The organism is Allosphingosinicella deserti (assembly GCF_003012735.1).
Taxonomy (GTDB): domain Bacteria; phylum Pseudomonadota; class Alphaproteobacteria; order Sphingomonadales; family Sphingomonadaceae; genus Allosphingosinicella; species Allosphingosinicella deserti.
The window spans coordinates 115,324-128,386 of the sequence record NZ_PXYI01000010.1 but is presented as its reverse complement, the minus strand read 5'-3'; the positions used below and the strand labels follow the sequence as shown (position 1 = coordinate 128,386).

The following is a 13,063-nucleotide window of genomic DNA, read 5'->3' as shown; positions in this document are numbered from 1 at the left end:
TCCTACTGCACCACACCGCTCAGGGTTAACTATTCTATTTAACTTCAATGGTTTGGAGATCATTGATCAACGTGGTTTTCAACATGCGCTTCCGACTGGTCGAGATTGCATTCGAATTTGAGATTGTTTCCCGGACGCCGGCGGATCCGATCGACGACTCCCAAGCCCGCCATTTCACTGCCGCTGCCGACGCTCGTCCCTGCATGTCTCTATAAAGCGAGGGAAGGAACCCCGCGTAAGACGGAGTCCGTCGGCCTTGTGACGAGACGCGCCCCTCCCCCGTGGCTGCGCTCTTGCGCTTCCGCCGTCCGGGACACCGCTACGCCCGCAACAGGAGCTGACAGATGACGCTTCGAATGAAATTGATAACGTGCCTTGGCGTCCTCGGCGCGTCGATCGTGTCGATCTGCGGCACGGCTTATTATGTCGGCCAGGCAAACGAAGCCGGCTTCGACAATCTGGTTCAGTCGCGCGTTGCGGCGCTTGGCGATCTCAAGGAGGCGCAGGACGCATTCGCGCTTGGCGTGGTCGAGGTCGGCCACAAGGTCCGCAATGAGGACATTTCCTTCGCCGAGGGCGCCAAGACGGTTCGGGAAAGCCGTGTCGAGGGCAAGAAGCATTTCGAGGCCTACCTCGCCACCGAGATGGCCGAAGACGAGAAGAAGCTTGCGCAAGAGGGCGCCGCAGCGATCGCCAAATCGCAGGGGGATCTCGATCAGCTCCAGACCATCCTCGACAGCGGCAGCATGGACGCTCTCAACGGCTGGGAATCCGAGACGGCCGCCGCGGTGGCACCGATCACGGCGATCACCGGCAAGCTCACCAAGATCAATATCGATGCGGCGCGCGCCGAGGCGGGCGACGCCAAGAGCTTCACGTCGGCGATGACCCTGGTGATGTTGTTCCTCGCTTTGGGCGCGCTTGCCGCGATCGCGGTTTCGTTCTTCGTGGTCACGCGCAAGGTGGCGGCGCCGATCGTGTCGCTGGCGGAGAGCATTCGCGGTCTCGCCAGGGATCCGGAAGCCGCCGTCCCGAACACCGATCAGCAAGACGAGATCGGCGACATCTCGCGCGCGGTCGACACCTTCCGCAGCTCGGTCGTGGAGAAGGAGCGTGTGCGTGCCGCCGAAGCGGCCGCCGTGCAGCAGCGCGTCACGACTGCGCTGGCTGAGGGCCTGTCGGCGCTGGCAGGGGGCGATCTCACCTACTCGCTCGACACGGCCTTCCCGCCGGAGTTCGAGAAGCTGCGGACCGATTTCAACGCCGCAGTCAGCGAACTTCAGGACGCCATGTCGACGATCGCGCGCGCCACTGCCAACATCCAGGGCGGGTCGGGCGAGATCAGCCAGGCCTCCGACGATCTGTCGCGCCGTACCGAACAGCAGGCGGCCTCGCTCGAGGAAACCGCCGCGGCGATGACGGAGATCACCGCCACCGTGCAGAACAGCGCCTCCGGTGCGAACGAAGCGAACAAGCTGGTTCGCGCCACCCAGGCGGACGCGCAGGAGAGCAGCAAGGTCGTCGGCGACGCGGTCTCCGCCATGGCCGAGATCGAGAAGTCGAGCCAGGAGATCACCAAGATCATCGAAGTGATCGACAAGATCGCCTTCCAGACCAATCTGCTTGCGCTCAACGCCTCGGTGGAAGCGGCGCATGCCGGCGAAGCGGGCCGGGCCTTCGCGGTGGTCGCCAACGAGGTTCGTGCTCTCGCCCAGCGCTCGGCGGACGCTGCCCAGGAGATCGGTACCCTGATTTCCAACAGCTCCAAGCAGGTCGAAGGCGGCGTGACCCTGGTCGGCGAGGCCGGCAAGGCGCTCGGCCGGATCATCGGCTCGGTCGACGAAGTCTCCGGGCTCGTCAGCCAGATCGCGATGGCGGCCGACCAGCAGAGCTCCGCGCTGGCTCAGGTCAACACCGCGATCACCGAGATGGACAAGGTCACGCAGCAGAATGCGGCGATGGTCGAGGAAAGCAACGCCGCCGCGCGCAGCCTGTCCGACGAGGCGACCGGCCTCGCCCGGCTGGTCGGCCGCTTCAACACCGGAACCGAAACGGCGCGCGTCGTGCCGCTCCCGACACGTTCGGCACCGGCGCCTGCCCCCCGCCAAGCGGTTCGCCAGCCCGCCCGGTCCATCGGCAACACGGCGTTGAAACCGACGCCGGTTGCTTCGGCCGAGGACTGGAACGAATTCTGACGCAGGCGGAAGCCTGAACAAGGCCGGCGGCAGCGATGCCGCCGGCCTTTTTGCCGCAGCTGTCCTCAACGCTTTGAAAAGTAGCCGAAAAACTGACGCCGCGGCGAAGAAGTGTCTACATCGGAAGAAAAGCTGCGGCCGGTGTCCGGAAGAGAGGATGCCGCTCGCTCGCTCAAGAAGGTTGTTCGGATGTTCGTCACATTGCGCGCGCGCATCGATGCGCTTGCTCTTCAGGCCAAGGTCACCTTGATGATCGTGCTCGCGCTGATCGCGCTGAGCCTGGCCAGCTTCGCCGCCACCGCCACTTTCCTCTATGCGGATGCCGAGGAGCGTGCGGTCGAGCGGCAGGAGACCAATATGCGGGTGGCCTGGGACGTGCTCGGCCGATATGGGCGCGATCTTCGTCTCGAAGGCGAGACGCTGTACGCCGGCAGTGTCGCGCTGAACGGCCGCTACGACGCCGTCGACCGGATCAAGCAACTGGTCGGCGGAACCGCGACGATCTTCGCGCACGACACGCGCATCTCGACCAACGTCAAGAAGGAGGATGGCAGCCGCGCTGTCGGCACCAAGCTCGCCGCCGGTCCGACCTATGACGCGGTTCTGAAACGCGGCGAGCCTTTTCGCGGCCGCGCCGAGATCCTCGGCACATCCTATTTCACCGCCTACGATCCGATCAAGGATGCCGGCGGCAAGGTCGTCGGCGTGCTGTATGTCGGAGTTCCCGCCGACGATTTCCTGTCGAACGTGAACACCATCGGCTTCAGCCTCGCCGGCATTGCCCTGCTCGTCACCCTGCTCGTAGCCCTTCTCTGCCGCCGTTTCGCCCGCGAGCTGTTCCAGCCGCTGGTCGGGATGACCCAGGCTGTGGACAAGCTCGCCAAAGGCGATCTTGCGGCAGACGTTCCCGGAACGGACCGCAAGGACGAAGTCGGCACCATCGCCCGCACCGTTCTCGTCTTCCGTGAGACGGCAATCCAGAAGGCCAAGTCCGACGAGGAACAGAAGGTCGGCGTCGCCGCAATTGCCGCATCGCTTCACCAGCTCGCACAAGGTGATCTCACCGCGCAGGTCGGCGACGTTCCTGCCGCCTACGCGCAGCTCAAGGACGATTTCAACGCGGCCGCCGATCAGCTTCGGGACGCGATGGGCGCGATCGTCGGAACCGCCGCTTCCCTCCACGGGGGCTCCGGCGAGATCAGCCATGCCGCCGACGATCTCTCCCGCCGCACCGAACAGAGCGCCGCCGCGCTCGAGGAGACCTCAGCGGCGATGACCCAGATCATGGAGACGGTCCGGGCCAGCGCTGCGCGGGCCTCCGAAGCGCAGAGGCTCGCCAATGCCGTCCGCAATCAGGCGGGCGCGAGCGAGAGCGTCGTCGCCTCGGCCGTCCAGGCGATGACCGGGATCGAGAAGAGCTCGCAGGAAATCACCAAGATCATCGACGTCATCGAGAAGATCGCCTTCCAGACCAACCTGCTTGCACTGAATGCCAGCGTCGAGGCGGCCCATGCGGGGGAAGCGGGCCGCGCCTTTGCAGTGGTCGCGAACGAAGTCCGCGCACTTGCGCAACGGTCGGCGGACGCGGCACGGGAGATCACCGCTTTGATCTCGACCAGCGCCGAGCAGGTCCAGTCCGGCGTCGGCCTGGTCGGCGAAGCCGGCCGCGCGCTCCATGCGATCATCGCCGAAATCGGCGATGTCAGCACGATCGTCTCGGAAATCGCGCACGCCGCCGATCAGCAGGCCTCCGCCCTGATAGAGGTCAATGCCGGCATTGCCGACATGGACAAGGTGACGCAGCAGAACGCCGCCATGGTCGAGCAAAGTACCGCGGCGGCCCGCAATCTCGCCGACGAAGCCAGCGGCCTCGCACGGCTTGTCGGCCAGTTCGAGACGGGAGCCGAGCCGATTCCGGTAGTGCATCATCCCGCCCGTACCGCCGCGGAAAAGCGCCATGCGCCGCGCGTGCTCGGCAACACCGCGCTCAAAGCCGACTGCGCCGAGGATGCCTGGAACGCGTTCTGAGCGCCTCATCAGCCAAAGTCCGGGAGCCGAGGGCAGCCATGCCTCCGGGCTCTTCTCGTTTGCGGGCCTTGCGAGCAGGCTCACAGCACTGATCACCAGAGCAACGCCGGGCTTCCGTCTGCGCCGCTCTTGCGACAGCGGCGCGAACATTCCGGGCGTCCCGCCTGCGGAGCCCCGATCCCATTCTATAAAATAGGGGACTTTCCTATGTGGGGCTTTCTCGTGAACATCAGCAACCTTCCCGTTTCGCGGAAGCTTACCCTCGGCTTTGCCGCGGTGATCCTGGCTTCGCTGACCTGCAACTACCTCGTCTACTCGAGCGCAACCTCGATCCAGGATGCCAGCAATTCGAACATCCGTTCGAACATGCTCAAGGGTCTGGCGCAGCAGGCGATGAGCGAAGCGGTGGAGCAGCAATCGGCGCTTCATGCTTACGCGGCGACCGGCGACGCGCGCTTCGCGGACCAATATCGATCCGCCAAGAGCGCGTTCGAGAAGGACCTGGCACGCTTCATCGAGACGACCACCCAAGACGCCCAGAAGGAGCGCGGCGCCAAGCTGCAAAAGGCGATGGACGGCTTCGCCGCTAAGGCGGACCGGCTCATCCAGCTCTCGTCGAACCCCGATGCCCGCGCCCAGGCGGCGGCGAACCTGTCGGATCTGGCCGACCTCGCCGAAGCGAAGGCAATCGGCAAGGAGCTGATCGATGCAGCGCAGGAGCGCATCGAAGTCCGCACCGGCGAACAGAATGACGCCTACAGCCTGACGATCATGACCCTGATCATCGGCGCGCTTGCCGCAGTCGCCATCGCTGCCCTGATGAACGTGCTCCTGGCGCGAATGATCGCAGTTCCCGTTCGCGGCATGATCGGCGTGATGGGCCGGCTCGCATCGGGCGACAACAAGGTCGACGTTCCCAATGCCGATCGCCAGGATGAAGTCGGGCAGATGGCCAAGGCCGTCCTCGTCTTCCGCGACGCCGCCATTGCGCAGGAAAAGCTCGCGTCCGAGAAGGCCATCTCCGACGCCGCCCAGGCCAAGGTCGTCGCGGAGCTCGCCGATGCGCTCGGCAGTCTCTCCCATGGCGATCTCACCGTCAGCCTCAAGAGTTTCCCGAGCGAGTACCGCAAGCTGGAGGAGGATTTCAACGCGGCGGTGAGCGAGCTCCGCACCGCTCTGACCGACATCGCGCGCTCCACCACCAACATCCATGGCGGATCGAACGAGATCAGCCAGGCGTCCGACGACCTCTCGCGCCGCACCGAGCAGCAGGCCGCCTCGCTCGAGGAGACCGCGGCGGCGATGACCCAGATCACCGCGACCGTGCAGAACAGCGCGGCGGGTGCGAACGACGCCAACAAGCTGGTCCGCGCGACACAGGCCGATGCCCAGGAGAGCAGCAAGGTTGTCGCCGATGCGGTCGCCGCGATGAGCGAGATCGAGAAGAGCAGCCAGGAGATCTCCAAGATCATCACTGTGATCGACAAGATCGCGTTCCAGACCAACTTGCTCGCGCTCAACGCCTCGGTCGAGGCCGCGCAAGCCGGCGAAGCAGGCCGTGCCTTCGCCGTCGTCGCGAACGAGGTTCGGGCCCTCGCCCAGCGCTCCGCGGATGCCGCGAAGGAAATCGGTCAGCTGATCTCGAACAGCTCGAAGCAGGTCGACGGCGGCGTCGCGCTCGTCGGCGAGGCCGGCAAGGCGCTGACCCGGATCATCGGCTCGGTCGACCAGGTCTCCGGTCTGGTCAGCCAGATCGCGATGGCTGCGGATCAGCAGAGCTCCGCCCTCGCCCAGGTCAACACCGCGATCACCGAAATGGACAAGGTCACGCAGCAGAATGCGGCGATGGTCGAGGAGAGCAATGCGGCCGCCCGCAGCCTTGCCGACGAGGCCACCGGTCTTGCCGGCCTGGTCGGCCGGTTCGAGACCGGCACGCAGGCGGCACCCGCCGCCGTTGTGCGGAAGGCCCGTCCGGCAGCCGTACCGCAGGTCCGCGGCAACACGGCACTTGCGCTTCAATCCAATGTTGCCAATGCCGTGGACGACTGGAACGCATTCTAAGTGAGCGTCCAGACTTCACGTCAATGCCGGCGGCAGCTGCCGCCGGCATTGACGTGCCTGCCCCCATGCCGTCTCTGAGCACGCTCCCGGCAGACTCCTCGTTCCGGCACATCAAGTGACTGAAAGAACGCAGTAAGATTACGGATTTACGTCACAAAGGCCGTGCAAACGAGGCTGCGCCGCCGCTTTTTTCCTAGAAGTCGATCTGAAGCAATGTTGTCCGAACCTTGGCACGGGTGTCGTCCGCGGCAATCCCACACGCGCCAATTCGACTGCTTCCATCATCTCGGGCCTCGGGGCTCGTCCCATCGCGGGAAGGCAGAAACGTGAAACAGCTCCTTCAGAATACCAAGATTTCGGCGAAGATCCTTGCCTTGCTTGGCCTCCTTGGCATCTTCTGCCTTGGAACGACCTTCTACTCGAGCAGTGTGCTCAAGGATGTGGACGCTCGCTATTCCGAACTCGTAAACAAGAGGATGGCTGGAACCATCCGGCTCGTTCGCTTCCACCGCTTCACTGCGGAAATCCGCGCGGCGGGCTTCCGAGCTATTGCCTATGATGGCGGCTCACCGGAATCGCGCGCGAACGTCGAATGGGAAAAGAAGACCTATGCCGACGCGAAGCAGGCGCTTTCAGAGGCCCGCGGACTTCGCCCGGACCTCGCCGAGACGCTCGATGAGATCGGCACCGAACTTGATGGCATTCACCAAACGGTCGGCCGTGCGATCGACCTCGGCATGCGTAATGACAAGGCCGCCGCAACCAATGTGATGCGGAGCGCGAAGCCGCAGTTCGACAAGTTCGAGCAGACCCTGCTTCCCCTTAACCGCAAGGCCGTGGCCGATGCGGAGAACGATTCCGCGGCCCTCAGCGAGGACGTCGCAGCGACCTCGACCACCAGCCTGATCGTCTCGATTTTCGGCCTGATTGCAGCGCTTGCCGGCGGCGTCTTCGTCGCTCGAAACGGCATCAGCGGACCGATCCTGCGCCTGCAGGAAACGATGCGCGCGCTCGCCGGTGGCAACAACAAGGTCGATGTCGCCGGCACCGATCGCGGCGATGAAGTCGGCGCGATGGCGAAGACCGTGCTCGTCTTCCGGGACGCTGCCGTTGCGCAGGAAGAGGCCGCCGCCGAAAAGGCACAGGCGGATGCGGCGCAGCAGAAGGTCGTCGCCGAACTTGCCGAGGCGCTCAAGAAGCTCTCGGATGGCGATCTCACCGTCAGCCTGTCGAACTTCCCCGGCGACTATCGCAAGCTCGAGGAGGATTTCAACGGCGCCGTCAGCGAGCTCCGCAACGCGTTGACCGAAATCGCTCGCGCCACCGGCAACATTCACGGCGGCTCCAGCGAGATCAGCCAGGCGTCGGACGACCTTTCGCGCCGCACCGAACAGCAGGCCGCCTCACTCGAGGAAACGGCAGCGGCGATGACGGAGATCACGACGACGGTGCAGAGCAGCGCCGCCGGCGCCAACCAGGCCAACAAGCTCGTCCTCGCCACTCAGGCGGACGCGCAGGAGAGCAGCAAGGTCGTCGGCGACGCCGTCGCCGCCATGGCCGAGATCGAGAAGTCGAGCCAGGAGATCACCAAGATTATCGAAGTGATCGACAAGATCGCCTTCCAGACCAACCTGCTCGCGCTCAACGCCTCGGTCGAAGCGGCGCATGCCGGCGAAGCGGGACGTGCGTTCGCGGTGGTCGCCAACGAGGTTCGTGCCCTTGCCCAGCGCTCGGCGGACGCTGCCCAGGAGATCGGTACCCTGATTTCCAACAGCTCCAAGCAGGTCGAAGGCGGCGTGACCCTGGTCGGCGAGGCCGGCAAGGCGCTCGGCCGAATCATCGGCTCGGTCGACGAAGTGTCGGGTCTGGTCAGCCAGATCGCGATGGCCGCCGACCAGCAGAGTTCGGCGCTGGCTCAGGTCAACACCGCGATCACCGAAATGGACAAGGTCACGCAGCAGAATGCGGCGATGGTCGAGGAAAGCAACGCCGCCGCGCGCAGCCTCACCGACGAGGCTACCGGCCTCACGCGCCTGGTCGGTCGCTTCGACACCGGCGCGCAGGCTGCCCCTGCCGCCGCGATCCGCAAGCCAAGGCCGGCCCCGGCGCCGAAGGTCCGCGGCAACACCGCTTTGGCGCTTCAGTCCAACCTCGCGACAGCGGTGGACGATTGGAACGAGTTCTGATCGTTCCTCCGGAACAATCGAGGGCCGGCGGCAGCGATGTCGTCGGCCCTTTCTCGTTCGCGTCTCGTCGCGGCTCCGCAATATCACGTACTGGGCCAGAAAGTCGTGCCGGATCGCGTGTGCCCAGCTCCCCGCTCCTAAGATTTAACTTGAACTATCGATCTTCTCGACTTGCGAAGGCTGAAAGCCGGCGAGAGCCTGAACGCCGCAGCTGGTCACTCGTGGTGACTGCGACGGGATCAGGCGTCCCGACAGCCCCGACACGCACCCTCATCGCCACATCGGCATTTCCAGGAACACAATGATGGAATTTTTCAATCGGATGCGGATACCCGTGAAGATCGCGACAGCGTTCGCGATCGTGATAGCCACCTTTATTGCCGCAGCGGTTTTCATCACGTCGAGCCTCGGTACGCTGACCGCCACGGCCGAGGCCAATGCCGTCTCCGTTCGTGTCTCCGGCCATGCTCAGGGCATGCTTGGCGCGATCATCCAGCAGGAAAATGCGCTGCGCGGCTATGCGATGCTCGGCAGATCCGAGCTGCTGGATGAATATGAAGAGAACAAAAAGGCCTTCGAGAAAGAAGCCGAAGGCTTTGCCACCACCCGCAAGGACGACCAGAAAGCGCGCCTGGCAGCCCTCAAGGATGAAGTACGCGATCTGAACGATAAGCGATTTGCCGAACTGATCAGCCTCGCGCGCGATCCGGCGACGCGGATGCGTGCGCAGGAGATCTCCGGACGAAAGCAGCTGTCGAAGGTCCGGCAGATCGTTGGCGAGATGCAAAAAGCCGCGAGTGGCTACATCGCCGAGCAGCAGGCTGCAATGGAGGCCGCGAACACATCCGCAATGACGACTTTGTGGGTCGGCGCGGCGTTTGCAATTCTCTGTGCCGGCGCGCTCGGATGGCTGCTTTCCAACGTCATCGCGCGGCCGATCACGAGCATGACATCGGTGATGGGCCGCCTCGCCGCAGGCGACACCAGCGTACAGATACCCGGCACCGGCCGTACCGACGAGATCGGCTCGATGGCCGTGGCCGTCAACGTGTTTCGTGACACCGCTATCGCTGAGGAGAAGTCCAAAGCCGAAAAGGCACGTGCCGAGGCCGAGCAGCACCGTGTCGTCTCCGAAGTCGGAGAGGGACTGGGTCGGCTCGCCGCTGGCGACCTCAGGGCCGAACTCAAGAACTTCCCTGCGGCCTATGCCAAGCTCCAGGACGACTTCAACGGCGCGGTGAGCGAACTGCGCTCGGCGATGACTTCGATTGCCGCGGCAACTGCGAACATCCATGGCGGTTCCGGCGAGATCAGCCAGGCGTCGGACGATCTGTCGCGCCGCACCGAGCAGCAGGCCGCCTCGCTCGAGGAAACCGCCGCCGCGATGACGCAGATCACCGCCACCGTGCAGAACAGCGCCTCCGGTGCCAACCAGGCCAACAAGCTCGTTCTCGCCACCCAGGCGGACGCGCAGGAGAGCAGCAAGGTCGTCTCCGATGCGGTCTCCGCCATGGCCGAGATCGAGAAGAGCAGCCAGGAGATCACCAAGATCATCGAAGTGATCGACAAGATCGCGTTCCAGACCAATCTGCTTGCGCTCAACGCCTCGGTCGAAGCGGCGCATGCCGGTGAAGCGGGTCGTGCGTTCGCGGTGGTCGCCAACGAGGTTCGTGCGCTCGCCCAGCGCTCGGCGGACGCGGCGCAGGAGATCGGCACCCTGATCTCGAACAGCTCCAAGCAGGTCGAAGGCGGCGTGGCCCTGGTCGGCGAGGCCGGCAAGGCGCTTGGCCGGATCATTGGCTCGGTCGACGAGGTCTCCGGGCTCGTCAGCCAGATCGCGATGGCGGCCGACCAGCAGAGCTCCGCGCTCGCCCAGGTCAACACCGCGATTACCGAAATGGACAAGGTCACGCAGCAGAATGCTGCGATGGTCGAGGAAAGCAACGCCGCCGCGCGCAGCCTCACCGACGAGGCCACCGGCCTCACGCGCCTGGTCGGTCGCTTCGACACCGGCGCGCAGGCAGCTCCGGCCGTTGCACGGGCGCCGCGCAAGGCCCCGGCCCCAGCGCCCAAGGTTCGCGGCAACACGGCGCTGGCGCTTCAGTCCAATCTCGCCACGGCGGTGGACGACTGGAACGCATTCTGAGGCTTTTGGACGCCGTACGAAAAGGGCCGGCGGCAGCAATGCCGCCGGCCCTTTTTCCTGCATTCCGCAGAAGCTTCGTCGCTGCGCCATGGCGCCCGCGCCGCCTCTGATCAGTCGCCGTCGCGCTCGATCTTGGCGATTTCGATCAGCGCACGAAGCTCGATCTGCCGAAGGATGCGGGTGATCTCCGGATGACCGTCCTCGGGGACACCTTGCGCCCATTCGGACAATTGCTCGGCTTTCTCCCGGCGGATCTCATCATCCTCCGCCTGATCCAGGGCTTCCAGGGCGTCGAGCCCGGCGGCGGCGTGCGAGGCCATCTGCCGGCGTCGCTCCGCCTCGTCGTCGACCGATGCGATCGCCAGCAGCATGTCGACCGAGGTGAGTGCCTGGAGCGCACCGGTCGCGCTCGGCGCACCGTCGTCGGTGGGCACGGTGAACCGCCCGCTGACGCCGCGCACCGGCTTCAGATCCTTGGGGCTGATCGGTGTCACGCCGTTGATGCGCACAATCATTTTCCTTTCGATCGGGCCGCGCCCTCTTAACCATCCTATAAAGAACTGAGCGGCTCATCGCCATTGACGAAGAGATTAATGCGCAAAATCCTATTCGCAGCCTGTCTGATCGCCGCTTCCGCGGCTGCCGCACCGGCCTTTGCCGGTCCGCGCGTCAAGGACATCGTGGACGTCGAGAACGTTCGCTCGAACCAGCTCGTCGGCTACGGTCTCGTCTTCGGCCTTGCGGGCACCGGAGATCGCACCCGCAACGCGCCGTTCACCGAGGAATCCCTGAAGGGAATGCTCGGGCGGATGGGCATCAGCGTCGAGGGAACGCAGATGCGCACCCAGAACGTTGCCGCTGTCATGGTGACGGCGACCCTGCCCCCGTTCGCCCGGAGCGGCAGCCAGGTCGACGTCCAGGTCTCCGCAATGGGCGACGCGTCCAGCCTGCAGGGCGGAACGCTGATCGTCACGCCGCTCAAGGCGATGGACGGCGAGATCTATGCGGTTGCGCAAGGCCCTCTCGCCGTGTCCGGGTTCAAGGCCCAGGGCGCCGGCGCCAGCGTCACCCGCGGCGTCTCGACCTCGGCACGGATCGCCGGCGGCGCGATCGTCGAACGCGAGGTGCCGTTCGCCCTCAAATCCGCGCAGACCCTGAAGCTCGCGCTCAAAAACCCGGATTTCACGACCGCCCGGCGGATCGCCGAGGCGATCAACGGCGAGGCTCCCGGCAGCGCCGAAGTGCTCGATCCCGCCACCGTGCAGCTGACGCCGCAGGGCGGCTCGGTTGTCGATCTGGTCGGCCGCATCGAAAATCTCGAGATCAACGCCGATCAGGCAGCACGCGTCGTCATCAACGAAGCCTCCGGCACGGTGGTGATGAGCGCCGACGTTCGCATCAGCCCGGTGGCGATCGCCCAGGGCGGGCTGACCATCAGCGTCTCGGAAAATCCGATTGCGTCGCAGCCGGAGCCCTTCTCCGAAGGCGAGACGGTGGTGCTGCCGCGCACCTCGGTGAACGTCGACGATGGCGGCGGCGCTTCGCTGGCGATGGTCGGCGGCGGTTCCTCGCTGCGTTCGCTGGTTTCCGGCCTGAACGCGCTCGGTGTCTCGCCCCGCGATCTCATCACCATTCTCCAGGCCCTGAAATCGGCGGGCGCGCTCCAGGCCGAAATCGTGGTTCAGTAAGGATTTGGCATGACCGACATCCAAGCCAGCCTCGCCGCGCCGACCGCGCGTAGCGCGATGCCCCAGAAGCAGCAGAATTCCGCCCAGGCGACCGCACGCGAGTTCGAAGCCGTGTTCCTCGGCCAGATGGCGAAGCTTATGATGGAAAGCGTCGAGATGGGAGACGAATTCTCCGGCGGCCATGGCGAGGAAATGTTCCGCGGCGTGCTCGCCGAGACGCTGGGCAAGGAAATGGCCAAGGGCGGCGGCGTCGGCCTTGCCCCGGCCGTGCTCGAACAGATGATAAAGATGCAGGGAGGATCCGGAAATGGTCAGTGAGCTCGTCGATCTCGTCCAGTCGCTGGCGGCGTTGATGCGCGAGGAGACCGAGATGCTCCGCACCGGCGGACGCTTCGGCGGCATTCACGAGATCGCCGGCGCCAAGGCGCGCCTGGTCGGTGCGCTGGAAAGCCGCACCGCCGAGCTCGACCGGATCGACTCCAATTGGCTCGACGCGCTCGAGCCGGATGCCAAGGCGGATCTCACCGTTGCGCTCGGCGAGCTGAAGGACGCCTCCGGCCCCAATGCCGAAGCGCTGGCACGGCAGATCGATCTCACCACCGAGATGATGGCCGCGGTCACCGCCGAGGCCAAGCGCATCACCGGCACCCGGCACAGCGTCTATGGCGCCCGCGGCGATCTGTCGCGGATCGACCTGCCGACCCCGATCTCGCATAATTCCCATTATTGATCACCGATCCGGTGAGCACCGGGCCATCG

At 65.1% G+C, this 13,063-nt stretch carries 9 protein-coding genes; 8 read left to right on the top strand and 1 reads right to left on the bottom strand.

What is annotated here, in order from left to right; translation table 11 throughout:
- Positions 1–344: 344 nt before the first annotated feature.
- The 5 genes from C7I55_RS23755 (at position 345) to C7I55_RS23735 (ending at position 10,616) form a co-directional block, all read left to right on the top strand.
- Positions 345–2,195: a methyl-accepting chemotaxis protein gene (locus C7I55_RS23755; protein ID WP_233222386.1), complete on the top strand. Its 1,851-nt coding sequence runs from the start codon at positions 345–347 to the stop codon at positions 2,193–2,195.
- 189 nt (positions 2,196–2,384) lie between these two features.
- Positions 2,385–4,223, top strand: a complete 1,839-nt coding sequence (locus tag C7I55_RS23750; protein ID WP_106515521.1) for a methyl-accepting chemotaxis protein — start codon at positions 2,385–2,387, stop codon at positions 4,221–4,223.
- 222 nt (positions 4,224–4,445) lie between these two features.
- Positions 4,446–6,284 carry a methyl-accepting chemotaxis protein gene (locus tag C7I55_RS23745; protein WP_158266562.1) on the top strand — a complete coding sequence of 613 codons (1,839 nt, stop codon included), beginning with the start codon at positions 4,446–4,448 and terminating at the stop codon, positions 6,282–6,284.
- A 326-nt stretch (positions 6,285–6,610) separates the two neighbouring features.
- Entirely contained in the window at positions 6,611–8,470 is a 1,860-nt protein-coding gene (locus C7I55_RS29325; protein ID WP_106515519.1) for a methyl-accepting chemotaxis protein, read from the top strand.
- Positions 8,471–8,774: 304 nt separating this feature from the next.
- Positions 8,775–10,616 carry a methyl-accepting chemotaxis protein gene (locus C7I55_RS23735; RefSeq protein WP_158266561.1) on the top strand — a complete coding sequence of 614 codons (1,842 nt, stop codon included), beginning with the start codon at positions 8,775–8,777 and terminating at the stop codon, positions 10,614–10,616.
- 110 nt (positions 10,617–10,726) lie between these two features.
- Here C7I55_RS23735 and C7I55_RS23730 read toward each other — a convergent pair whose 3' ends face one another.
- Positions 10,727–11,125 carry a flagellar assembly protein FliX gene (locus tag C7I55_RS23730; protein WP_158266560.1) on the bottom strand — a complete coding sequence of 133 codons (399 nt, stop codon included), beginning with the start codon at positions 11,123–11,125 and terminating at the stop codon, positions 10,727–10,729.
- 84 nt (positions 11,126–11,209) lie between these two features.
- Here C7I55_RS23730 and C7I55_RS23725 point away from each other — a divergent pair, with 84 nt between their 5' ends.
- The 3 genes from C7I55_RS23725 to C7I55_RS23715 are packed head-to-tail and all read left to right on the top strand — an operon-like array spanning position 11,210 to position 13,034.
- On the top strand, positions 11,210–12,304 hold the full coding sequence (locus C7I55_RS23725) for a flagellar basal body P-ring protein FlgI (protein WP_106515516.1): 1,095 nt from the start codon (positions 11,210–11,212) through the stop codon (positions 12,302–12,304).
- 9 nt (positions 12,305–12,313) lie between these two features.
- Complete coding sequence (locus tag C7I55_RS23720) at positions 12,314–12,622, top strand: rod-binding protein (protein WP_106515515.1); 309 nt, start codon at positions 12,314–12,316, stop codon at positions 12,620–12,622.
- On the top strand, positions 12,612–13,034 hold the full coding sequence (locus C7I55_RS23715; protein WP_106515514.1) for a hypothetical protein: 423 nt from the start codon (positions 12,612–12,614) through the stop codon (positions 13,032–13,034). The genes C7I55_RS23720 and C7I55_RS23715 overlap by 11 nt, the downstream gene beginning before the upstream one ends.
- Positions 13,035–13,063: the final 29 nt, after the last annotated feature.